Raw genomic sequence first — 23,793 nt, 5'->3', positions numbered from 1 at the left:
GGATGTTCAACCGGTATCCTGGAAAAGGCCGGTTTCTTTAGCTCTCGTGTACCATTTTCGCCTTCAAGGGCAAATACCTGTGGAGGCGCGGCAAGCACGGTACCGCTCAGGTGATAATCCCAGGAGAAAGATTTCTGACTTTCTTCCCGTCGTGGTTTTCTACTATGTCTGGTGAGACCCGCGATCCGGGCCCAACGAAAAGGACCGCCGAAATGCATGCCGTATTGAGAAGACCTTTCCTATATGCTTGTGTCCTCCTTCTGGGTTTGGCCTCCTGCGGTTTCACGCCGGTTTACGCGCCCGGTTCACAAGCAGCGGCGGCCCTGTCGAACATCCTTGTTGCGCCGCCAACGAACCAGGCGAGCTTTCTGTTTGTTCGCGAAATGGAGGAACGTCTTGGTCGTCCCGCGGACCCGTCAAAGCTACTCAAATATCAGATCACGGTAACGCCAGAAGGGGTGGAAAGCGAAACAGAACGGCGCCGATTTGTGGGCGTTGTGACCTACGAACTTGTATCGCGTGACACAGATGTCGTTCTGACACGGGGCGTCGTCGATACATTTACCGGGTACTCCGTTTCCAACGGCTTGTTTGTAAGCGCCCGGCAAGATGCGCTGGAACGTCTGATTGTGATTTTGGCGGATCAGTTGACCCGCGAACTGACTGTCAAACTGTCAACGCAGTAAACTGCATTGGGTCCTGCGGAGCAGCTACCCCTCCCAGGTCACGCGACCACCGCATAGCGTTACACGCGCCCGCGCATTGTCCAGTTGGCCGGGTTCCAGTGTTTCCAGTTCATGCGACATGACCGCGATATCAGCCATCATCCCGGGCATCAGCTTGCCCTTGCGGTCCTCATTGAATTCGACCCACGCATTGCCCGCCGTGTAACTTTCAAGTGTGTCCATCAGGGTTTGGCTTTGGTCCGGCCAGCCCGGCAATTGCGTTGGCGCCACGGCAGATTTAACGCTCAACATCACATCCACAGGGATCACCGGCCAATCCGTGGAAAACACAACGCGGGCGCCGCTTTTCCGGATGTCATTCCAGGCAAAAGCCAACGGCACCTGATGATCATGCAGCACTTCATTCACGCCTGTGGGTGGGAAAAATGCGCCAAAGGGCGCGTGGCCCGGCTGGATCGAGGCGACGACGCCAAGATCGGCAAAACGCGGCAGATCATCCGGGTGCAACACTTCGATATGTTCGACCCGGTGGCGGGCATCGCGTTTCCCGTTGGCCTTTTGTGCGGCCTCGTAGCCATCCAGCGTGGTGCGGATGGCCTGATCGCCAATCGCGTGTGTGGCAATCTGCAGACCCATTGCATCTGCGCGAACGCAGGCCGCGATGAAATGATCCGCTTCGAACACGGCATCCCCGATGTGGTCCGTGCCGGGATAGGGGTCGATCATCAACGCAGTCCGGCTTTCGACCACGCCGTCCATGAACATCTTGACCCGATTGCACCAGACATTGTCGCCCTGAAACCGGCGGCGCATTTCTTCTGCCTCTTCAAAACGCTCCATCGGATCGAAACTCTTGTAATGAAACGGCACCTCGGTGCGGCAAAGCAGGTTGCCGTCCTCCTCCATCTCGGAAAGCAGTTCGAGTTGGTAGAAGTTGCCGTCCATGTTGTGCAAACCGGTGATCCCATGGCTGGCGCAATGCTGCATGCCGCGCGCAATCGCTTCTTTATCCAGGATGCGTTCCGCAGCGGTCGCCGCTGGATCAGGATTGTTGCCCGTGACCAGCCCGATCATGTCGCGCCCTCCGTGGCGCGTGAGCTTGAGAACCGGCGCATATGCAGACGGTTCTTGCAGTTCACCCGTAGCCAGACCATCCGATCCCATGACGATCTGCGCCCCTTTGTCGACGTCACCGCCATGCAGAATTCCCGCCGCTTCGAGGGCGGCGGTGTTGGCCCAGATTGTGTGGTGATCCGGCGCAAACATTGCAAAGGGCCTTTCAGGACACACCCGATCAAGATCATGCCGCGTTGTACTACGCCCCTGCCCCAGGATCGCGTAATCTGCCTGCACCGCGAACACCACGCGATCATTTTCGCATTGGCCCACCCAACCCTGCACCGCAGCAGTCAATTGTTCCTCGCCTTCAACGCCGTAGAGGTCGAGATATCCCAACTCAACCGAACCGCCAAAAAGATGCACATGGCTGTCGATAAACCCCGGCAAAACCGTGGCCCCGCCTGCATCGATGATCCGCGTAGCGGGCCCCGCCAGATCACGCATCTCTGCGGTATTGCCTACCGCGATGATCTTACCCGAACTGATGGCCAATGCCTCGGCACGGGGACGGTTCGGATCAAAGGTGATCAGGCTGCCGTTCAGGATAACGGTATCAACGGTGTCAGACATGAGGATGCTCCGGCAAAAAAGATGCGCAACCGCCCATAGATTTGCGGGCGATCGCGCGGAGTAGCGATATTACTTGGTCAGTTCCGTCCAGATCGCGCTGTAGATTTTCTGTACTTCCGGAGCGCAGGTTTTGGCAATGTAGCCCGCCCCTGCCAGCTCCTCCGGGATCACAACCTCGGGTGCTGTTGCCATGATTTCATCCATATACGCCTCAGATCCTTTGATGCCGTTGGCATAGCGCGCGAAATTGGACAGCATTGCCGCGTTTTCCGGATCCATAATGAAGTTCAAAAACGTTTTGGCGTTGTCGACGTTCTGCGCATCCGCCAACACGGCCGCATTGTCCATCCAGATCGGAAAGCCTGTTTGCGGATAACCAAACGCAATATCTTCATTTTCCAGTCGTGACCGCAGGCTGGCCCCGTTCCAGTTCACTCCGGCTGCCAGATCGCCCTTGGCGAATTTTTCGATGTTGCCGTAAGCCATCGACAACCAGTGTTCCTTGGCTTCGACCAGCTTGTCGCGGACCTTCTTGAGCACTTCCTTGTCGTCAGTACATTGCTCCCCGCCCATGTAGTTGATCGCCTGACCCATCACGTCGCTCATTTCGGGCACGACGTTGATCTTGCCTTTCAACTCTTCGGGTGGGTCGAAAATCAGCGATGCATCATGGATGTTACCAGAGTAGACGGACGTGTTGACCGTGATGCCCACGGTCCCCCACTGCCATGGCACCGTGTAGTTGCGGCCAGGGTCAAAATCGACATCGACCCAACGCGGATCCATATGTTTGAAGTTTTCCATTTCGTTAGGCTTGGCTTCGAGCAACAGACCTTCTTCGACGAAGATGGGAATGTAAGTTCCTGACGGCACTACAATATCGAAGCCATGCCCGCCGGCCTTGATTTTGGCCAGCGCTGTATCGTTGCTGTCGTAATCCGTGATGGTGACCTTGATGCCCGTCTCGGCTTCAAATTTTTCGATCATTTCAGGGCTGGTGTAATTGCCCCAATTATAGATGTTGAGCACACCTTCGGCCCAAGCAGCACCAGTTGTCAGTGCGACCACTGCGGTCGTTGCAAACAATTTTTTCATTTAGTTTCCTCCAGTTGGCAGTTTTGGTTTAATTTTTCCGGATCACTTCTTTGTCCGGTTCAGAAAGAAAAAAGCGATCACCATAAGGACGGAAATCGCCAGGAGAGCGGTTGAGATTGCGTTGATTTCGGGCGTCACAACGCGCCGCAACTGCCCCAGCATATATGTGGGCAGCGTATCCTGACCTGCGGATTTTACAAATTCTGTGATCACCACATCATCGAGCGAGATCACAAAGGCCAGCATCGCACCGGCCAGAATGCCCGGCCAAAGCTGTGGCAGGGTGATCCGGCGGAAAACTTTGAATGGCGTCCCATAAAGATCTGCGCCAGCCTGTTCGAGGTTCAAATCCATTCCCTGCAATCGCGCGCGAATTGGCATGTAGGCGAAGGGAATGCAAAAGGCCGAATGGGCCAGGATCAAATAGCCAAGCCCGGTATAACCAGTCCAGACTTTTACGGCCGCAAAGACGATCAAGAGCGACACGGCTGTCACGATCTCAGGGACCATCAAGGGCTGGTTGATCAGTGCAAAGGCAACCGTTTGCCCGCGCCATGGCTTGGATCTGGTGGTTGCCAGTGCTGCCAAAACGGCCGCTGACGTTGCGATAAGGGATGCGGACACCGCGATCACCAAAGAACGCACCGTCGCGGCCTGAACCTGTTCGTTTTCCCATGCGGAGACATACCAGCGCCACGAAAACCCTTCCCAGATTGCAATCGAGCTTCCCGCGTTGAAGGAATACGCCACGAGCAGGAAAATTGGCATGTAGAGCAGCAGAAAACAAAGTACTGCCATTGTAGTGAAGCCGGTTTGGCGGCGAACGTCAAAGCCCCGATCAGCCATGCCGGACCTCCTCGCGACCGACCGCGCGGACATAGAAAATCAGTGCCACCATAACCACCACCAAGAGCGTCAACGACAAAGCCGCGCCCAGGGGCCAATTGCGCAATTGTCCAAATTGCAATTCTATCAGATTTCCCAGCATCAACTGCTTGCCGCCGCCCAACACGCGCGGCGTCACATAAGCCCCCAGACACGGGACAAAGACCAGAATGGACCCCGCCACAACACCCGGTTTGACCAACGGAAAAATAATCCGGCGCAGCACCTGAAAGCGGTTGGCGTAGAGGTCATATCCGGCTTCGACCAGGCTGAAATCAAGCCGCTCCATCGAGGCGTAGATCGGCAATATCATCAGGGGCAGATAGACATATGTCATCCCGACGAGCATGGCGAATTCGGTAAACAGCATCTGGATGGGCTGGTCAATCAGACCGGTCGCGATCAGCAGGGTGTTTATTGTACCCTGATTTCGGATCAATTCCATGATCGCAAAAGTGCGGATCAGCAGATTGGTCCAGAACGGAATCATAATCAGCAACATCCACATATCGCGTTTACCAGGAGCGCGGGTGGCGATGAAATAGGCTGTCGGAAACCCAACCAAAAAGGCCAGTACCACTGTCATCAGGGCCAGTTTTACGGATCGCCAGAGCACGCTCAAATGCGCGTCGGCCAATGTCAGTTCATCGGTGAAGAAGTCCCGCTCGACGACCACGTTGAACCACGCCTTGGTGGAAAACTGCCATTCGACGCCGCCGTAATCTCCGGGCGTCAAAAAGGAGTAGATCAAGACAACGATGAGGGGGCCGCTTGCCGCAATCAATAGCAACAGCATCGCGGGTCCCAGCAAGAGAAACCGATCACGGCGCTCTTTTCTCATTCGGATATCGGTGAGACTGCGCATCCGGTTCAGTCCCTCAATACCTGGCCGATGCCAGCTTCGAAACTGACACCAACCCTGTCACCTTGATGGCGCGTTTGATTTTGGTTCGGTTGATTTTGCTGGCGGATCACAAATTGCCCGCCATCATCAAGCGCCACGTGAAAATGCGTATCTGTGCCGAAATAAACGACATTTTCCAATGTTCCGGGCAAAAGCGCATCCTGTTCGGCTTGCAATCGCGCATGTTCCGGACGGATCGCAAGGGTGACGCGCCCGGAGGATGTGTCCTGACCTCCTGTTGCGGCACGCGCCGTCGTTTCCCGGCCGGACGCCAGACGTATCTGCGCCACATCACCCGCGGTGCTGATCACATCAGCCGGCAGGAAATTCGTGTCGCCGATAAAATCAGCAACGAACCGTTCGGCCGGGTGGTCATAGATATCGCGTGGGCCACCCACCTGGCGAATTGTGCCTTGGTTCATCACCGCAATCCTGTCGGACATGGTCAGCGCTTCTTCCTGATCATGCGTGACAAAGACGAACGTAATCCCGGTTTCTGATTGAAGGCGCTTCAACTCCAGTTGCATTTCCTTGCGCAACTTGAAGTCCAACGCGGACAAGGGCTCATCAAGCAACAGAACTTTCGGCCGTGGTGCCAGGGCGCGCGCCAATGCAACACGCTGTTGCTGGCCGCCGCTGATCTGGGCAGTTTTGCGATCGGCCATTTCGGTCATTTGCACCAGGGACAACATGTCTTTCACCGTGGCATCGATTTCGGCCTTGGGTCTGCCCAGCATTTCCAACCCAAACCCGATATTTTGCGCCACGCTCATGTGCGGAAAGAGTGCGTAGGATTGGAAAACCGTGTTCACCGGGCGCGCATGTGGTGGTTTTTCAAGCAGGTTCTCACCCTCAAGAGTTAATTGCCCGTCGGTGGGGTCGAGAAACCCGGCAATTGCCCGCAAAAGCGTGGTCTTGCCGCACCCAGATGGACCCAAAAGCGTAAAGAATTCATTGGCTTCGATTGTTATTGAAACGTTGTCCAGCGCCGTGAACGCGTCCGATCCTTCGCCAAAAATTTTGGTCAGGTTCGCAATTTCAATCATTCAAATGGCCACTTCCAATCCCAGGATTTGATCAGAATTGAAGCGTACCGTTCTGTCAAGACAGCCATCCGGTCTAACCGTAAGCTAGAAGAGACAGCTCATCGCGCTTCGCGGGAAAAAGTGCCAGCCGGGCAATTTTTGGGCTGCGGCGCAAACATGCCCATAGGATATCTCCGTATTCGGCGTCACCGGCGAGCAAATCCAGATATTGTTTTCGTACGTTTGCTGAGCTGCGAAAAGCGCGTTCAAACGCACCCTGCAAGCCGGGCCAAAAGATCAGCGGGCGCAGGATATTCGCCATCCGAAGCGCGCGGTGAACGGGCTTCAACTGTCGCCGATACACCTGCAAAGCTTGGTCCGGTTTTCCAAATGCCAACACCTGCCCGGCCGCCTGCGCCGCCAATTGACCGCTTTTCATGGCATAAGCGATGCCTTCACCTGTGATCGGATCTACCAAACCGGCGGCGTCGCCGCACAGGAGAACAGACCCCTTGCCTGGTCTGTCCCGAACATCGCCAAAAGGCAAAAACTGGCCCTTGAATGTCGCAGGCGCGGCAGTCACGCCCAATTCTTCAAGATAGGCGGACATCGCTGCCTTCATGTCCTCATTTTTTGAAAGCAGGCCACCAACCCCAATCGTCGTGCTACACTTCTTGGGAAAGCTCCAGCCATATCCCCAATCGGCCGCACCGATGTTGACGCTGATCGGCTGTTGTGGGTCTGCTTCAGCACCCTGCAATTCGATTTCCAAGCCAAATCCGATGCGCGCGCGGTTGAAACTCTGACCAAAGAGCGCGCGGGCGACCATGCTATTGACCCCATCTGCACCGATCAGGACACGGTAACTCAGTGCACGTCCGTCCTTGAGGTCTATACTTTGCTGGGCGGGATCGATTTGGGCAACGGCACAACCCGTCATATCCACGGCCCCGCGCGCGATGGCCATGTTTGACACGTGATGGTCCAGATCCCAACGCATCGAAAGAAACATAGGCGGTGCACCATCAATCAAACCGATGGGTCGGCCTTGGAACTGGAAGGCGATTGTCTCCTTGAGATCCAGCAGCTCGTCCGACAATTCCTCATCAAAAATTTCCCGGAAGTAGCGCCTTGACCGACCTGTGATCAGGCCGCCACAGAGTTTCTCACGGGGAAAAGCCTTGCGGTCAATCAGGGCAACGCGCAAACCCAGAGACGCTGCCGTGAAGGCCGCTGAGGCCCCAGCGGGACCGGCGCCAATTACCACAACGTCAAATGCCTCGGGTTCCATGTTTGCCTCTGTTGCGACACGCATCTTCGGGATAACAGGGTTTCAATCTGGGCGAAACGGCGGAGACACAAACGCTCGTGGGAAATCCGGCCATTACCCCACGGCCTCGCCAAAGAGCTGAAGTACAAATTTCGCACCACACGGCTGCAGCTTTGTGCGCCACAATGCGCCGGGTTCGGTTCAATTGGTTGAGAGACCACAGATTGCTTGCTACGCTTAAGCCCTCAATCGTGCAGGTCGTTGTGAGGTGGTCATGAAGTTTGGAACTTTGATTTTCGCGGCGTCGATGGTGACACTTGCCGCGTGCGCGACCGGCAGCGGCCAGACGAAACACCAGTTTAGTACCGAACCGGCGCAGACAGGCGGGACCTATTCGACAGGCGGTGGTCTCACCATCGCCAGTGAGTTCAAGCAGATCAACGGCAAAACGGCGTTGTGCGGTCTTTGGTCAGAAAGCCAGTCTCAAACGGCATACACGCGCGGCCGCGCCAGAGATGTACTGGCCAGCAGCGCCGTATATCTGGACGGTCAAAGAACCCTCAGCGGGCTGACGTTCCTGCAAAAATCCCAGGCAGGCGTCACATACAAAGGAAAGAAGGCAACCTGCGCGCTGACCCAGCAGAATTGGCAAGAGGCACATGCAACCCGCGTGCCGGACATCCGCATGCCACGTCAATTGGTCTACCAAGACCCCGGGGACGTGTCGGGCCCACGCGTTGAATTTGGCCAAACTGGTCCGGGGGCGTTGAGTAGATCGTTAGATTTGGTAGAGGCCCTTTTTGGCGACACTGTGCGCCTGCCCTTGGGGCAATCACCCATCATGGGCGGTGGCACATACAGCTCCGGCGGCGGCATCACGGCCGCGGTTGAACTTCGTCAGATTGGCGACATGGCCTATGCTTGCGGCATCTGGGCCAAATCACCGAAGCAATCTCAGTTCACAGAAATGCAAGCGCCGGAAGTGTTGGCGCGGGCGTCTATTTTGGTGGATGGCAAACCCGTCAAGCAAGATTTGCGGTTCATGCGCCAAGGATCCCGCCGCAGTTCTTATGCCGGACGGTCCGCACATTGCGTCGATACCGGGCACCCATGGACTGCCTCCATTGAGACGAGCTCTGTCACGCTGCAATTTCCACAGTTTGTGGTTCATTCAGGACAGCGCCGCTCGATCACATTTTCACCAACAGGACCCGGCGCGTAAATGCGACGCGACGAACGAATTGAAATTGCCGTTTGAATGCGGCATGGATCAAAACAACAAGAATAACGAGCAAAAGCAGGCGGGGTACTCACCGTGAAATTCATTCTGATCTCAACGGTACTGGCGTTCACACTGGCCGGTTGTGGCGGCGCTTCGAAGTCCCAACGTTCGCCTGCGCAAGCCCCGATGCCGCTTGCGTCAGGCCCGATCAACAGCGCATGTCTGGCCTCGGGCAGGTCCGCTCGATCCCGAAGTCTCTGCGGCTGTATTCAGGCCGTCGCCAATCAGTCGTTGAACGGATCAGAACAGCGTCGTGCGGCCACATTCTATTCCAACCTGCAACTGGCCCAAGATACCCGGCAGTCAGACCGTGCCTCAGATGAACGCTTCTGGAAAGCCTACAAGGCATATAGCGAACGTGCGGCTCAAGTCTGTCGGTAAACGACTGGGGCGGCGTCCCCGAGGGCAGACTACAGCGTCAGTTTTCGCAAGAGAACGCAACAATTGCCGATGTCAGACAATCAAGGCTGTCGATCCATGGCGTGCCGTCCGGAAGATCGCTGACCAAAAGAGATAATTCGGTACAGGCAATCAGCAAATGATCTGCCCCCTGATGCAGCAAACCTTGTGCCAAACGTACAAATTCCGTGCGTACCGGTTCCGTCACACCACCAGCTTTGACCGATTTGATCAGGCGCAGCATGGCCTCTTCATCGGTTGACCACACTGGGTGGATCGACCGGTGGGTAAACGCGTGATCAAAGACACCTGTTAGGCGCGTCGCCGGAGAGGCCAACATACCCACGTTTTCCGCACCCGCACTGGCCAGCGCGTCTGCCGCAAGATCGATCATATTCAGAAAAGGTAGCGCTGAAGCACCCTGAACCGTCGCGGCATAGTGATGCGCGGTGTTGCATGGCATGGCCAACGCCTGCGCACCGGCGTGTTCCAGGCCCTGCGCCATCGCAATCAGCGTTGGTCCTGGGTCTTCGCTGCCACCCTCGATCAACGCTGCAATCCGCGATGGAACTTGCGGATTTTGATGTACGATCAACGGGATATGATCCGCATCACCCTGTGCCGGAACCGCGGCCAGAACCTTTTGCATCAGCAGGATGGTGGCCTCGGGCCCCATCCCACCGAGTACGCCGACTGGCTTCATTTTGGCACGTCAAAGCAATGCGTATAGCCGGTCAATCCGATTGCACCGCCAGTGTGCAGGAACACCACCCGCTCGCCCTTTTTGAAATGGCCCTTGCGGATCAGATCGATCAGGCCGGCACCGCCCTTGGCCGAATAAACCGGATCGAGAAGGATCGCCTCGGTCTTGGCAAAGATATCGATGGCTTCAAGCGTGTCGTCGCCGGGCATGCCGTAGCCGGGGCCCACGTAATCGGTGTTGGCTATTACATCTTCGCGTGCCACCACGCCGGGGCATCCCAGCTTTTCAGCCGTCTTCACAGCGAGGTTATAGACGTTTTCCTCTTGCTTTGGCTTGGGCGCGCGAACGCCGATGCCTAGCAATGGAATGCCCGCGTTCATGGCTTTGAGGCCGGTGATCAGTCCCGCCTGAGTACCCGCGCTGCCCGTGGCATGTACGATATGATCCACATTCAGGCCCATGGTCACGAACTGGTTCATCATCTCGAAGGCGCAATTGACATAGCCCAACGCACCTGTCGCGTTCGATCCGCCGCCGGGGATGGTGTACACCTTTTTGCCCTCGGCGCGGAACTTGTCGGCAACGGCCTCCATCTCGGCGTTCATATCCAGATCGGGGCCGCGATGTTCCATCGTGGCGCCATGCAGGTGATCCAACAGAACGTTACCGTTATATTTGTAGTTCTCGTGGTTGTATCCGGTGCGATCTTCCAAAAGGATGTGGCAGGCCATCCCCAGCTTGGCCGCCGCCGCCGCCGTCTGACGCGCGTGGTTGGATTGCGTCGCGCCCTGCGTCATCACCATCTCGGCACCCTCGGCCTGCGCTTCGGCCATCAGGAATTCCAATTTGCGGGTTTTGTTGCCGCCTGTGCTGAGACCTGTGCAATCATCCCGCTTGATCCAAATTTCAGGCCCGCCCAGATGTTCGCTCAGACGCGGCATGTGCTCCAGAGGTGTGGCAAGATGGGCCAGACGCACACGAGGGAATTTGGCAAGGTTCATGGGATCGCTCCTTAATTGACGTTTTCCGACATTAATCACATCCCTCTCGCGGTCACAAATTCGAAATTCCGACTTCTTTTTGCAAAACTTGCAAGTTATGGTGCCTGATGCGGTTGGAATGGATCGAAGATATATTGGCGGTTCTAGACGCCGGGTCTTTCAGCGCGGCGGCGGAACGACGGTTTCTGACCGCGTCTGCTTTTACACGTCGCATCCGCGGCATTGAAGCCGCATTGGGATGTCAGCTATTTGACCGGGACCGCAAACCGGTTACCCTTTTGCCACATGTCCGCGCAATGGAAACTGAATTGCGCGCCGCCGCCCGGCGGTTCCGGGAAGTTCAAACCGGGCTTGCCGATATTGACGGGCGTAACCGCAAACGCCTGACCCTTGGGTGCCAACACGCGCTGACAACCATGGTATCACCGCTTCTGGCACGGAGCCTTATTGAGGGGCGTCAGGTCGAACTGCGGATCCGTTCCGGCACGCGAAGCGAATGTCAGTTGATGCTGTTGCGCCAGGAAATAGATTTTGCACTGGTCTACCAGATCGACGGCGAAGCATCGGCCTCCGACAGTGCCCTTTTTGAGCAAATTGCCATCGGAAAGGACCGCTTATTGCCCGTTGCAAACCTCCGCGATCATCCGACAATGGCCACGGGTTTGCAGCGGATGGAATTGCCCCTGATTACATACCCGGCTGATATCTATCTGGGCGAGATCTTGCAGTTTCACATTTTGCCGGCGCTGCCGCGTGACGCGGTAACGCACAGCGTTGCGGAGACTGGTCTGACCCCCGCCATTCTGCAATTTGTCCGGCAGGGATTGGGCATTGGCTGGCTACCGCGCTCGGTTGTGCACGAAGCCCTGACGCGTGGCGATGTAACCGATCTCTCATCCGACCTGCCGAGCGCGGAGCTGCATATTCGCTTGATGCGAACGCGCACTGGTGGGAATGCCCTGACAAATGAGGCCTGGGGGCGGCTCAATGATCAAATATCCACATTGCAGGTGGATGGCATCGATATGAAGGCCTCCCGCTGAGGCGCTTTTTTAGTATGGCATTGGGTGCGCGCGATGCACCTTGTCGATATCACGGATGATGTCTTCGGTCATCTCAACTTCGACGGACCCCAGTGCGGTATCCAGCTGCTCCATCGACGTGGCCCCGAAAATCGCAGAGCACATGAATGGGCGTGTCCCGCACCATGCCAAAGCCATTTGAGCCGGATCAAGCCCATGGGTACGTGCGACGTCGAGATAGGCATCAACAGCAGCAAAGGCCCGCGGCCCTTTGCGCCCCCCAAGATTATCCACCAACGACATACGCGACCCGTCCGGGACCGCGCCGTTTTGATACTTGCCAGTCAACAGTCCCGCCGCCAGAGGTGAAAACGACAGCAGACCGACGTCTTCGTTGACGCTCAGCTCGGCCAGATCCGTGTCGTAGAGGCGGCACATCAAAGAGTATTCATTCTGGATCGACGCCACACGGGGCAAATCGTTGTCTTCGGCAACGCGCAACCATTGCGCGGTGCCCCAAGCACTTTCATTCGACAGGCCAAAGGATCGTATCGTGCCCTTATCAACCTGCTTTTGCAGCGCTTCGAGCGTTTCATGCATATTCGCAACCGTTTTTGCCCGATCCTGTGACGAAGGATCATAGCGCCAGTTTTGCCGAAACATGTAGCTGCCCCGGTTGGGCCAGTGGAATTGGTAAAGGTCAATGTAGTCCGTCTGCAAGCGCCGCAACGAACCTTCTATTGCCTCGGGGATGGTCTGTGCGGAAATCTCGGCCCCGTCGCGCACATGGCGCATTCCTTGCCCCGAGTGCTTGGTGGCCAAAATCACCTGATCACGACGTCCCGACGTCGCATTCCATTGGCCAATGATCTCTTCCGTGCGACCCGTCGTTTCCGCACTAATGGGATTAACCGGATACATTTCCGCCGTGTCTATGAAATTGATGCCGCGCTCCAGCGCCCTGTCGATCTGTGCATGTCCTTCCTCAGCCGTGTTTTGCGTGCCCCACGTCATCGACCCCAAACAAAGCTCACTGACCATCATGCCGGTACGGCCCAGCGGTTTCATCTTCATCACAAAATCCTTCTTATCCCTCGGCGGGCAACCTAGCGCAGCCATCCAAGGACGCAAGAGCCAGCTCCGTTTGCTGAAGGTACCAATATGTTCCTTCCCGCGCTTTTGCCGCCGCCACGTAGGGCACATTGCTGCAGAAAGATACGACCCAATGCGCTGCAATTAGGTTTCAAAAAACCTCTTTTACACCAACACCTTGCCGCGCCGAAACATGGCCGAAACAATTGATACCTCTTGATACCGTTGGCGAAATCAACCGGAAACAGGCCGTGCCTAGGTTCTGCGCAGTTCAGAATGATGGAGCGCGGTTATGCGGTCAGGTACACAACAATTTATCGAAACTCTCCCGGTTGCTAAGATCGGGATGGCCTTTGCCTGGTTGGGCGTGCTGATCTATGCCGCATCCAATTCCATCGTCACGGCGCTGGTCGATATTGGCACTCAATCCCCTCTTGCATCCGGTCGCAACGCCATCACATTTGCCAACCTGCTTTTGCTGGGATCGCTCATTTCCGTGATCCCGCTGACGCTGATGTTTCGCCACGACTGGACCCGCGCGAACCTGCGCAAGCTCTCGTTCAAGGACTGGGGTCTTATGCAGGTTGCCGCGCTTTTGTCATCCGCCATCACACCTGGCTTGTTCTTTTTCGCGCTGGATCATTCCAGCGTGACGAATGTTGTATTGGTCAGCCGTGTTGAGCCACCGCTTTTCTTGTTGGCCGCGGCGTTTGCCCTGAAGGAACGGATTGACCCACGCACATTTGCGGCCGGATTGATCGCGCTCTTTGGGGCCATGGTTATGGTCAGTCTGCGGGACCCAAGCGGAAGTTTTCAGTTGGGCATCGGCGAAATTGCAGCCTTTGGCGCGACCCTCTCTTACATCGCATCCGCCATCGTTGCCCGCCATGCGTTACGCAGTATCCCGATTGGCTTGTTCACGATCTACCGCGCGGCAATGGGCAGCGTTCTCTACTTTGCATTGGTCAGTTTGTTGCAAGGACCACAGACGTTCCAGGACATATTTTCACCGGTCCTTCTGACCTGGGTTTGGGCCTATGCCATCCCTGTGATCATCGTGGGTCAATTGGCGTGGTCGTTCGCCCTGAAATACGCAACCGCGCGCGACATGTCTTTGGCAACGTCCTTTTCACCCCTTGCCGGTATCGCCTTTGCCATGCTGCTTTTGGGTGAAAATCCCGGCCCGGGCTTTCTGCCCGGCGCGGCGTTCATCTTGCTGGGCGTTTTGATCGGTCAAACCCGGATGCCCGTCATGCATGCGCTGCGTCAGGCATGGGCCATGCGTCCCACCTTCAGCGTGAACGATATTGCATCAAATCTGGTGCCGGTAGCGGCCTTTCCGAGCGGAATGCGGCGGCAATACAACGGTAGTTACTAAATACTGGCAGCCTCAGTCGGGATCGTAAATGTAGCCGATCCCGCGGACGGTTTTGATAATCTGCGGCTTTTGCGCATTGGGTTCGATCTTGCGACGCAGGCGCGAAATGCGGATATCAATACTGCGGTCGAACGGATCCCAGGAGCGATCATGGGCCTGTTCGAGGATCTGGTCCCGGTTCAAAACCCGGCCACGATTGCGGGCAAACAGGCTGAGCAGATTGAATTCCATGGCGGTCAGGGCCACCTCTTCCCCGTTTTCGGCAATCAGCTTCGCCGCGGTTAGGTCAAGTGTAAACGCGCCAAACTTCGCCGTATCAGGTGTCTCTGCTTTGGCGGGCGCTTGTGCTGGTTCCGCCTTACGGCGCAACACGGCTTTGATCCGTGCTTCCAGCTCACGCAGGTCCACTGGTTTGGCAAGATAGTCATCAGCGCCCATTTCAAGCCCGACAATTTTGTCGATGACTTCGCCTGCCGCGGTGAGCATCACAACGGGCACCTGATTGGTTGACCGTAATGACCGGAGTGTCGTCAGCCCGTCTTCGCCCGGCATATTGATATCGAGCAGGATCAGGTCAACTTCTGATGCTTCCAACGCAGTTCGCAACTCATCGCTGTTCGAGGCTGGTAGAGTTTCAAACCCGCGTTTGCGCAGATATTCCTGCAGCATGTCGCGCACATCGGCTTCGTCGTCACATACAAGTATGGTTGTCGCCGCACTCATGCGTTGCTCTTTTCTGCATCGGACAGGATGCCCGCGACAAAAGCGCGTAGCTCTTTGGGTGAAACGGGTTTTTCGATGTAGGGACGTTCGGCTTCTAACAGAAAACTCTGCGAGGACCTGCCCATTGTGTCGCCCGTGACAAAGCCGATACGGTCAACCATCTGCGGATACTCCTTAATGATCTTTTCAAAAAAACCACGCCCATCCAACCCCGGCATATTGAGGTCACTGATGATCAAAGCATAATCGTGATGCTGCAGGCTTTCCAAGGCCTTATCACCTTGGTCAAAGACGTCCACCTCATAGCCCCCTCTGACGAGGATTTCGGCATTGAGCTCAGCCACGTCGTCCTCGTCATCCAATATCAAAATACGGGCCGATTGCGGTGCTTCGGTTTCGGCTGTTTTGGCAACCGGCACTGTGGGTTGATCCGTCTCAAATGGCAGGAAAATCTTGAAGGCCGTACCACCATCGCGGCCCTTGCCGACTGTGATCCGTCCATTATGGGTTTGCACGATCCGGTGGCATAAGGCCAAGCCGATGCCGGTTCCCGTGCCCACTTCTTTGGTCGTAAAAAACGGCTCAAAAACCCGACCGCGTATGTCATCCGGGATGCCCGGCCCATCGTCTTCGACCAGAATTTCAACTCCATCCGCGGCATTTGAAAGCCGTGAACTGACGAGAATTTTTGTGCCAGTATCACTGTCGCGCATCGCTTGTTCGGCATTCAGGATCAGATTGATAACCACCTGTGTCACTTGATCCGGGTCCGCGTGGACCAAGCCAAGTTCGGAGCTAAGCTGACAGTCGATCATCTGGCCTTGCTCAGCATCACTATACCGCGCCACGTCTACGGCCGTTTGAATAACTTCATTGATATCAACCCGGTGCATTTTGACAGGCTGCTGGCGTGCCATGGTCAGGAAAGTTTTGACGATCTTGGCGCAACGTTCTGCGGCACTGCTTATTTTCTCCGCCTGGTGCAAGACATCTGGGTCATCACAATCTTCACGCAACATCAGCGCATGGCCGACAACTACAGAAAGCGGGTTGTTCAATTCATGCGCCACACCGGCCAGAAGTTCGCCCATCGCAGACATTTTTTCGTTTTGAAAGAGCTGATCGCGCTGTTGCGAAAGCTCTGCTTCGATCGCCATCTGTTCGGTCAAATCGCGGGTGTGCGAAACGATCACATCTTCGCCGTTGTATCGGATCATGCGCGCCGAAACCGAGCCCCAGAATTCTTCGCCCTTGGCGTTCACGTATTCGGCCTTGAACTCCGATACCATCCCATTGGCGCGTAACTGTTTCAGGTACCGTTCCCGGGTTTTCGGATCTGCGTAAAACTGCTTGGCCTTGTCCAGGGTCCCAAACAGCGTTTGCGTCTCGGGGCTGGTAAACAGCACATCACCCGTGTCAGCCTTGGTCATTTGAATGGGCGCCGGACACGCCTCCAGAACGCGTCGGATCAAATCCTCCTGCGCCTGACGTTCGCTCATGTCCACAATTGCACTGACGACGTAAAGCTCGCCGTCAAATTCGATCACGCGCCCCCAACATGATGCTGCTACAGGCTGGCCATCGGCATTGATAATCGTAATGCGAAAGTCATCCGCCACGCCGGTTTCCATAAGCCTGGCAACATAGGCCTCCCGCTCCGCCGGGTCAGCATAATGCTCAATGGCTGTCTGCTTGTCCCCGAATAACGATATCGCGCTCGCCGATCTATAGAGGATACGGCCATCCTTGAGACGCCCCATGACAACCGCCATCGGGCTTGTTTCCAGAACCGTGCGAAGGATGGTTTCCCGCTCACGCGCGACAGTCTCTACCTTGCGACGCTCAGAAATATCCGTGTTGGTGACAACAAATCCACCTTGCCGGGTCGTGCTGAACCGGACTTCGTAGACCTCACCGCTCGTTAGTTCGACTTCAAGCTGCTGATTAAACGGGGTTTGGTGCGAAAAACGCTCTTCCAACCATTCCTCCACCCGGCCAATCGCGGCCACATACTGTCCCCGTTCGGCCCCCGCCCGCAAAAGATCATGCCAGAGAACGCCGGGCTGAATCAGTTCCGCGATCATCGGGAACATGTCGCGGTAGCGTTGGTTGCACGTCACCAATCGGTTTTCCGCGTCGTAAATGGCCATGCCTTCCGACAACGCTTCGATGGCATCGACCAAAAGATCGGCGGAAGGAACGTCGAGCGTGGCGGTGCTATCTGAACGATTACTCATAGGCATTTTTTAATTTGCGAGTGTTTCAACTCGTTTTCAATCCGTCAGTGTTTTGTTTCAATTGTAACAGCGACGCATACACTCAATTCCCCTAGTTCGCCCTCAAGCATCTGAATTAGCTTCATAATTTTAATTTCCGAGAATTGATCTCTCCGTTTCCAAGCTGAAACACAAAACCGTTTGTCACGAAATCCGATTGCAACACGCGTCTTCCAAAAAAAGCGGCATCAGCAACGCGGCGCTCTTTCGGAACTGCCGCACAACGGAAAGACGAAACCAATGAAACACAGCTTACCTCAGTCTGACTCAGTGTTCGGCAATATGCGCCGCTTCCGATGCGACCCAAATGAGGTTCCGTCCGGCGGGCTGACGAACAGCCGCACATGGCGCCGTGTTCTGGCTGCGTCGATCCAATAATTTCCACTCACGGTCACCTCATACAAAAACCCTACCAAAAGGTACTCACATGTCACAGATCAAAGCCTCCATCCTCGATACCATCGGCAACACGCCGATTGTGAAAATCAACAACCTCGCGCCCCAGGGCGTTGACCTCTTTGTAAAGCTCGAAGCATTCAACCCTATGGGGTCTGTCAAAGACCGCTTGGCCCTTGGCGTGATTGAAGCCGCCGAACGCGATGGATCGCTGAAACCCGGCCAGACGATTATTGAAGCCACCAGCGGCAATACGGGCATTGGCCTCGCGATGGTTTGCGCGCAAAAAGGATATCCGCTTGTTGTTGTCATGGCCGAAAGCTTCAGTGTTGAGCGCCGTAGAATGATGCGTTTTCTGGGGGCGAAAGTCATCCTGACACCGGCCCCCCTGAAGGGCAGTGGCATGGTTGCCAAGGCGCGCGAACTGGCGGAAAAGCACGGCTGGTTTATGTCACGACAGTTCGAAAACCCCGCAAACACTGACGTGCACAGCCGTACGACGGCTCAGGAAATCTTGCATGACTTTGGCGCAAACCAATTGGACTACTGGGTCACCGGTTTCGGAACCGGCGGCACGCTGACTGGTGTTGCCCGCGTGTTGAAATCACAAAGCCCCAAAACAAAAGTCGTCGTCGCCGAACCTGAAAATGCTCAGTTGATGAGTAGCGGCATGGTGCAACCCTTCAACGACGATGGCAGCGCCGCAACCAGCCATGTGGCCTTCAACCCGCATCCGATGCAAGGATGGTCACCCGATTTCATTTCCGACCTCGCGCATCAATCCATGCAGCAAGGCTTGATCGATCAGATGCTCCCTGTCACCGGACCGGATGCATTGCATCAGGCGCGCGAACTGGCCTGTAAAGAGGGCATCTTCTGCGGGATCAGCAGCGGCGCGACCTTTGCCGCAGCGCTGGATGTCGCAAGAACTGCAGCGCCCGGATCGAAAATTCTGGCAATGCTGCCAGATACCGGAGAACGCTACCTTTCAACGCCGCTCTTCGAGCACATTCCGGCCGAGATGACAGAAGACGAACAGACGTTGTCGCACTCGACACCGAATGCTCAATACCCAGCACCCGTACCGGCCGCAGCGGCCTGATCATTGGACCGGGCAAGGCAACTGCGCTTTGCCCGTCCTCCCCAATCAAATGTTCTGGCAGGCCCTTCTGGAGAATTCTGCCGTCTCAAAAAGCCAGATAGGAATTTTAGAAATGCAACATATTCACGCCTTCCCCGCCCTCGATGGTCCTCTGGCAACGGCCTCCGCCTATGCCTCGACATATCGGGAACGCAAAACCAATTTGCACGCCACAGCCAGTCACGCGGAACTGCACCAAGCCTTTGGCGGCGACCTGCCAGCCCAGGGACAAGCCGCAGAGACAGTGATTGCCGAGCTCATCAAGGCGGCTGAACCCGGGCTTGTGGGTTCTACACAGCCTGGATTTTACTCCTGGGTCATGGGCGGGTCCAACATCGCGGGCGTTGGTGCCGATTGGCTCACCTCGATCTGGGGACAAAACGCAGGCATTTATCAATGTTCGCCTGCCGCAGCCACCGCCGAAGAAGTGGCCTGCGAATGGATGCTGGATATTCTCGATCTGCCGCGGGACGCATCCGTTGGTCTGACCACCGGCGCGACAATGGCCGGATTTATCGGATTGGCTGCTGCGCGTGACGAGGTTCTGCGGCGTTTGGGATACGACATCGCGGAAACCGGGTTGCAATTTGCACCAACGATCACTGTCTTTCTGTCGGAAGACACGCATGTGTCTAACCGTGCGGCATTGCGGTATCTGGGCTTCGGCAAACGCAACATCAAGGAAATTGGCGCCGATGACCAAGGGCGGATCATCGTCGAGGAACTGGCCACATCAATGGCTAACATATCCGGACCCAAAATCGTGATCGCCACCGCAGGGCATATCAATTCGGGCGCGTTTGACGACTTCGAAGCTCTGGCGGATATCGCGCAAGCAGAAGGCGCGTGGCTGCATGTCGACGCGGCGTTTGGTCTGTGGGCGCGGGCCAGCACAAGCACGCGAAGCCTGACCAATGGGATTGACCGCGCAGACAGCTGGTCAACGGACGGGCACAAGTGGCTGCAAATTCCATTTGATGCCGGATTTGCCATTGTTCGGGACAAAGATGCGCATCGCCGTGCCATGAATATCTCGGCCAGCTACTTGCCGGAAGGTGAGAGCGACGGCCGTAACGCGACAAACTACAACCCCGAATTGTCGCGCCGGGCCCGGGGGTTTGCTGTCTGGGCCACTTTGAAGTCTTTGGGCCGCGATGGCATTTCCGATATGGTTCACAACCATTGCAACTGTGCCAGTTTGCTCGACTACAAGCTGCGTCAACTACCCGGCGTGCAGGTTCTGAATGACGTTGTTCTGAACCAACTGGTTGTTTCGTTTGATCGTGGGCATGGACAGGCAGATACCGACCTTGCAACACAGGCCATGGCCGACGCATTGAACGCGGATGAGGGATATCTGTTTCGCACCGCACAATGGCAGGACCGGTGCGTATTGCGGGTTTCGGTCATCAATCAAGACGTAGGGCCACAGCACATGCAGGAACTTGCAGTGCGCATTAAGGCGCTCTGGGCGGATCTGTGCGCTGCGTGATAACGGTGTTTTTCTCGGATTAGTCTGCTTTTCCCGTCAACCCCGCCGATACCATCGGCGGGGTTTTTCAGTGCGGAAACTGGCCCTTGTCCGGCTTGTTTGCACCTGAAACAGTTGAAACACGATGCCGCGTTTGCAGACCGCAAGCTGAAACATCGGCTTGGTAAGTTTTTTGCAGGGAAGGAGTTATCGGAACCAGACGTTCCAGAGCTCCGCACAAAGGCCAGAAATGGCATGAACCAAACTGGAAAGGACAACCCAAATGGCACGCTTTAGAAACTCAAACCAGCACGCTTTTTCTGACATGACGTTGGCGCAGGTGCGCCGGTCGCGACCCAAGGCGAAACAGGGCTATTTTGAACGCATTGGGTTTGATGCAGCCATGATCTGAGCCATGTGGACCTGATCACAAACATTGACCGGCTTGAGTAATCCTGCATAAATCTCGCTGCATTGGTAACCAAGCCAAATTTTAAAGACGGTCCAAACCGTCACGAGGGGCGAATGGAAAAGTCACTTTTTGACAAATACGGCGGTTTTTCTGCCGTAAGCCGGATAGTTTTGAAGCTGTATGACCGGCTATTGGAAGATGATGATGTGGGGCCGTTTTTCGATCATGTCGACCTGCCGCGCCTGATTGATCATCAGACCAAGTTTGTATCATCCCTGATGGGGGGCCTGCCTCATTTACCGATGAGCATATTGCGCGGGCGCATCAGAGCATGACCATCGAAAATCATCACTTTGACCGTTTGAAAACAATCGTCGGCGAGGTCTTGACCGAGTTTGACGTTTCAGAGGCTGATGTGACAACCATTGTAGGTGCTTTTGAGGCCCGGCGCGCGCTTTTGACCGAGGCGCCACATGTCGATTGAAGCCATAAACGAGCAACTGCTGCGCGCCATCGGCGTAGGTGTGGCCCTGATCGACCTGGAAACCCAGGCCTTTCGGTTTCGAAATGATACATTCAACGAATGGTTCGGTGAACCAGATCCGTCCACCCGGCTGACGCATGTCTTTCCGGACATCGCGATGGATGAATTGGTGCGCGAAATGGAAGCCGGCGGGCATTTGACCACGGAGGCCTCCTTCAAACTGCGCCGTCGCAGCATGACAGTTGCGATGGAATTCAACCGGGCCGACGACAAAACTGGCAATATTGCCGTTCTGGTTTGCCAGAACATCACACGGATTAAGGAATTGGAATCAATGATTGATTCCTATTCCATGATGGTCGAACGCAACACCCACGAGATCAAGCGCGAGAAGGAGCAGGTGGAAAAACTGCTGCTCAACATGATGCCCCGTGCGGCCTATGAAGAATACAAAACCTTCGGCGTTGTGTCTCCGCGCCTGTTTGATCCTGTTTCCGTGTTGGCATTGGATTTCATCGGCTTTAATGCCCTGTTGGGTGAGCATGAACCTGCGGTTATCCTGAGCGATCTGAACGATATTTACAGTGCTTTTGATCGTATTGGTGCGCAGTTTGCCTGCCAACGCATTCGCACCAATGGGGACAGTTATGTAGCGGTCTGCGGCGTTCCGGATCCGAACGAAGATCACGCAATGGCCGTGGCCAACTCTGCCGTGCGATTTTTGCGTTATCTGGAACGGCGGAATGCCTCGCACCCGATCAAATGGAGCGCCAGGATAGGTTTGGCCAGCGGGTCGGTGATCGGTTCCGTCGTCGGCAATCAGAACTACATCTATGATGTGTTCGGCCCCACAGTCAGCGACGCCGTTTTGCACCGGTCTGAAGCCGGGCCAATGTCGGTGCTTTCCAACGCCCATTTTGGCTCGCTGGTATCAGAAAAATTCACGGCAAGCCCTTGGCAAACGGGTGACTTTATCCTGATCGAGGATGCCACCGCGACCGCTGCGGATGGCTGAGATCGCATGACCCGCGACCCGGATATTCTAAAGGAAGCCCTTGATCTGATCGATCACGGGGTCGCGCTCTTTGACGCGGATGCGAAGCTGACAACCACCAATTCGAGCTTTCGTGGCATGTACCCGGCATTGCCAGATATGTTGGAGCCGGGGACGCCATGGGGAATGTTTTTGCACGAGGCCGTCAACCGTGGTGCCATGCCTCAACCTGTCAGCTTGTTGCTGAGCAAGACCGAAGCGCGTCTGGACGACAATACACGGGTTGAAGCCGTTCAAATGCCAGTGGCCGGCGGCGCGGCCTTCAGTATCCAATTGTCGCAAACGTCGGATGGTGGATTTGCGATGACCCAGTCTGCGGGCGCAGTTGGTCTGCGTGAGGCTGACGCTATCCGCGAGGCGGAATTGCTGTTGCGCAAGGTGCTGGAGGCCTGCCCAACCAGCCTGACAATGTCGCGAGTGGCCGACGGTATGATCCTCTATCGTTCGCCTTCGGCGACGGAATTGCTGGGGGTTGCCAAGAGCAGTTTTGCGCATTTCGCCCATGTCGAAGAGCGTGCAGATTTTGTGACCGCTTTGCTACCGGATGCCCGCGTCGACAACATGCGGGTGACCTGTCTGAGCGCGGAGGGACAAGCCTTTCCGGCAGATATCTCCGCCCGTCTGATTGATTACCATGGCGAGGATGTGATCGTTGCTAACATCGAAGACCTGACGGACGATCTGGCGGTGCGCAGCGAGCTTGATCGCCAGAAAGAGCAATTGTTCCAATCCGAAAAACTTTCGGCCCTTGGTGAACTTCTGGCCGGCGTGTCGCATGAGTTGAATAATCCCCTGTCTATCATCGTCGGCAACGCGGAAATCCTGCAAGAAGAGTTGGAGAATTCACCACTTGAAAAGAGGGTCAACAAACTATCCCTGGCGGCCCACCGATGCGTCCGGATTGTGCGTTCATTCCTGTCACTGGCACGACAGGAACCGCTCGACCTACAGCCCCTCTCACCCAGAAAAATAATCCATGCAGCACAAGAGGTTATTCAGGGCGAAGCCGAAGCGCTTGGTATTCAGCTCACCTCTCAGCTGCCCGAAAACTGCCCAGATGTGACAGCGGATGAAGTGCAGCTCATGCAGGTTGTGATCAACCTGCTTACGAATGCGGTTCATGCCATTCGGGATGCGGAAATCGGCGATCGAATTACTATCGACGGGACGCATGACGATACGACACTGCGTTTAACGATATCCGACAACGGACCGGGTGTGCCGGACGCGCTGAAAACGCGCATATTCGACCCGCTCTTCACAACAAAAGAGGTCGGCAAAGGAACGGGCGTCGGCCTCGCCTATTGCCACCGGATCATTGCGGCGCACAAAGGCCGCATCCAACTCGACTCCAAGGCTGGAAAAGGCGCAACCTTCATCGTCGAGCTGCCGTTGGCATCTTAGG

General features: G+C 55.8%; 23 protein-coding genes. 12 read left to right on the top strand and 11 right to left on the bottom strand.

Annotation, left to right across the window (positions count from 1 at the left end; genetic code table 11):
- Window positions 1–212: 212 nt before the first annotated feature.
- A complete protein-coding gene (locus ACZ1HJ_RS09565; protein ID WP_472722061.1) occupies window positions 213–686 on the top strand; it encodes an LPS assembly lipoprotein LptE in 474 nt (157 codons plus the stop codon).
- A 24-nt stretch (window positions 687–710) separates the two neighbouring features.
- Here the strand turns inward: ACZ1HJ_RS09565 and ACZ1HJ_RS09560 are convergent, their stop codons facing one another.
- From ACZ1HJ_RS09560 to ACZ1HJ_RS09535, 6 genes are all read right to left on the bottom strand, one after another.
- Window positions 711–2,375, bottom strand: a complete 1,665-nt coding sequence (locus ACZ1HJ_RS09560; protein WP_472722060.1) for an amidohydrolase — start codon at window positions 2,373–2,375, stop codon at window positions 711–713.
- Window positions 2,376–2,444: 69 nt separating this feature from the next.
- Window positions 2,445–3,470, bottom strand: a complete 1,026-nt coding sequence (locus ACZ1HJ_RS09555; protein WP_472722059.1) for an ABC transporter substrate-binding protein — start codon at window positions 3,468–3,470, stop codon at window positions 2,445–2,447.
- Window positions 3,471–3,512: 42 nt separating this feature from the next.
- Window positions 3,513–4,316 (bottom strand): ABC transporter permease, encoded by an 804-nt coding sequence (locus ACZ1HJ_RS09550; RefSeq protein ID WP_472722058.1) that lies wholly within the window; start codon window positions 4,314–4,316, stop codon window positions 3,513–3,515.
- Window positions 4,309–5,220 (bottom strand): ABC transporter permease, encoded by a 912-nt coding sequence (locus ACZ1HJ_RS09545; protein WP_472722057.1) that lies wholly within the window; start codon window positions 5,218–5,220, stop codon window positions 4,309–4,311. Before ACZ1HJ_RS09545 ends, ACZ1HJ_RS09550 begins: the two co-directional genes overlap by 8 nt.
- A gap of 5 nt (window positions 5,221–5,225) precedes the next feature.
- Complete coding sequence (locus tag ACZ1HJ_RS09540; RefSeq protein ID WP_472722056.1) at window positions 5,226–6,305, bottom strand: ABC transporter ATP-binding protein; 1,080 nt, start codon at window positions 6,303–6,305, stop codon at window positions 5,226–5,228.
- Between the two features lie 73 nt (window positions 6,306–6,378).
- Window positions 6,379–7,575, bottom strand: a complete 1,197-nt coding sequence (locus ACZ1HJ_RS09535; protein WP_472722055.1) for an NAD(P)/FAD-dependent oxidoreductase — start codon at window positions 7,573–7,575, stop codon at window positions 6,379–6,381.
- Window positions 7,576–7,828: 253 nt separating this feature from the next.
- Between ACZ1HJ_RS09535 and ACZ1HJ_RS09530 the strand changes: the two genes are divergently transcribed.
- Window positions 7,829–8,776 (top strand): hypothetical protein, encoded by a 948-nt coding sequence (locus tag ACZ1HJ_RS09530; RefSeq protein WP_472722054.1) that lies wholly within the window; start codon window positions 7,829–7,831, stop codon window positions 8,774–8,776.
- Between the two features lie 93 nt (window positions 8,777–8,869).
- The gene (locus ACZ1HJ_RS09525) at window positions 8,870–9,217 is read left to right on the top strand and encodes a hypothetical protein (protein ID WP_472722053.1); all 348 of its coding nucleotides are present in this window, start codon (window positions 8,870–8,872) and stop codon (window positions 9,215–9,217) included.
- A 37-nt stretch (window positions 9,218–9,254) separates the two neighbouring features.
- On the opposite strand, the gene cuyB is transcribed toward ACZ1HJ_RS09525, so the two are convergent.
- Both cuyB and cuyA read right to left on the bottom strand, forming a co-directional pair.
- Window positions 9,255–9,938 (bottom strand): cysteate racemase, encoded by a 684-nt coding sequence (cuyB, locus tag ACZ1HJ_RS09520; RefSeq protein ID WP_472722052.1) that lies wholly within the window; start codon window positions 9,936–9,938, stop codon window positions 9,255–9,257.
- Window positions 9,935–10,939: a D-cysteate sulfo-lyase gene (gene cuyA, locus ACZ1HJ_RS09515; protein ID WP_472722051.1), complete on the bottom strand. Its 1,005-nt coding sequence runs from the start codon at window positions 10,937–10,939 to the stop codon at window positions 9,935–9,937. The genes cuyB and cuyA overlap by 4 nt, the downstream gene beginning before the upstream one ends.
- 107 nt (window positions 10,940–11,046) lie before the next feature.
- Here cuyA and ACZ1HJ_RS09510 point away from each other — a divergent pair, with 107 nt between their 5' ends.
- Entirely contained in the window at window positions 11,047–11,982 is a 936-nt protein-coding gene (locus ACZ1HJ_RS09510; protein WP_472722050.1) for a LysR family transcriptional regulator, read from the top strand.
- A 9-nt stretch (window positions 11,983–11,991) separates the two neighbouring features.
- On the opposite strand, the gene ACZ1HJ_RS09505 is transcribed toward ACZ1HJ_RS09510, so the two are convergent.
- Complete coding sequence (locus ACZ1HJ_RS09505; RefSeq protein WP_472722049.1) at window positions 11,992–13,035, bottom strand: aldo/keto reductase; 1,044 nt, start codon at window positions 13,033–13,035, stop codon at window positions 11,992–11,994.
- 310 nt (window positions 13,036–13,345) lie between these two features.
- Between ACZ1HJ_RS09505 and ACZ1HJ_RS09500 the strand changes: the two genes are divergently transcribed.
- Window positions 13,346–14,431, top strand: coding sequence for a DMT family transporter (locus ACZ1HJ_RS09500; protein ID WP_472722048.1), 1,086 nt, complete (start codon window positions 13,346–13,348; stop codon window positions 14,429–14,431).
- A 12-nt stretch (window positions 14,432–14,443) separates the two neighbouring features.
- On the opposite strand, the gene ACZ1HJ_RS09495 is transcribed toward ACZ1HJ_RS09500, so the two are convergent.
- Both ACZ1HJ_RS09495 and ACZ1HJ_RS09490 read right to left on the bottom strand, forming a co-directional pair.
- Window positions 14,444–15,154, bottom strand: a complete 711-nt coding sequence (locus tag ACZ1HJ_RS09495; protein WP_472722047.1) for a response regulator — start codon at window positions 15,152–15,154, stop codon at window positions 14,444–14,446.
- Entirely contained in the window at window positions 15,151–17,391 is a 2,241-nt protein-coding gene (locus tag ACZ1HJ_RS09490; RefSeq protein WP_472722046.1) for an ATP-binding protein, read from the bottom strand. Before ACZ1HJ_RS09490 ends, ACZ1HJ_RS09495 begins: the two co-directional genes overlap by 4 nt.
- A 466-nt stretch (window positions 17,392–17,857) precedes the next feature.
- Between ACZ1HJ_RS09490 and cysK the strand changes: the two genes are divergently transcribed.
- From cysK to ACZ1HJ_RS09455, 7 genes are all read left to right on the top strand, one after another.
- Window positions 17,858–18,928 (top strand): cysteine synthase A, encoded by a 1,071-nt coding sequence (gene cysK, locus ACZ1HJ_RS09485; protein WP_472722045.1) that lies wholly within the window; start codon window positions 17,858–17,860, stop codon window positions 18,926–18,928.
- 112 nt (window positions 18,929–19,040) lie between these two features.
- A complete protein-coding gene (locus tag ACZ1HJ_RS09480; protein ID WP_472722044.1) occupies window positions 19,041–20,459 on the top strand; it encodes a pyridoxal phosphate-dependent decarboxylase family protein in 1,419 nt (472 codons plus the stop codon).
- Between the two features lie 262 nt (window positions 20,460–20,721).
- Window positions 20,722–20,850, top strand: a complete 129-nt coding sequence (locus ACZ1HJ_RS09475) for a hypothetical protein (RefSeq protein ID WP_472722043.1) — start codon at window positions 20,722–20,724, stop codon at window positions 20,848–20,850.
- A 113-nt stretch (window positions 20,851–20,963) separates the two neighbouring features.
- The gene (locus tag ACZ1HJ_RS09470; RefSeq protein ID WP_472722042.1) at window positions 20,964–21,185 is read left to right on the top strand and encodes a globin domain-containing protein; all 222 of its coding nucleotides are present in this window, start codon (window positions 20,964–20,966) and stop codon (window positions 21,183–21,185) included.
- Window positions 21,182–21,334: a globin family protein gene (locus tag ACZ1HJ_RS09465; RefSeq protein ID WP_472722041.1), complete on the top strand. Its 153-nt coding sequence runs from the start codon at window positions 21,182–21,184 to the stop codon at window positions 21,332–21,334. The genes ACZ1HJ_RS09470 and ACZ1HJ_RS09465 overlap by 4 nt, the downstream gene beginning before the upstream one ends.
- Window positions 21,324–22,349 (top strand): adenylate/guanylate cyclase domain-containing protein, encoded by a 1,026-nt coding sequence (locus ACZ1HJ_RS09460; RefSeq protein WP_472722040.1) that lies wholly within the window; start codon window positions 21,324–21,326, stop codon window positions 22,347–22,349. Before ACZ1HJ_RS09465 ends, ACZ1HJ_RS09460 begins: the two co-directional genes overlap by 11 nt.
- A gap of 6 nt (window positions 22,350–22,355) precedes the next feature.
- The gene (locus ACZ1HJ_RS09455; protein ID WP_472722039.1) at window positions 22,356–23,792 is read left to right on the top strand and encodes an ATP-binding protein; all 1,437 of its coding nucleotides are present in this window, start codon (window positions 22,356–22,358) and stop codon (window positions 23,790–23,792) included.
- The last annotated feature ends 1 nt before the right edge of the window (window position 23,793 follow it).

The sequence above is a fragment of the Roseovarius sp. JB2-10 genome (assembly GCF_055693585.1).
This window is presented reverse-complemented; position numbering and strand designations above follow the sequence as displayed.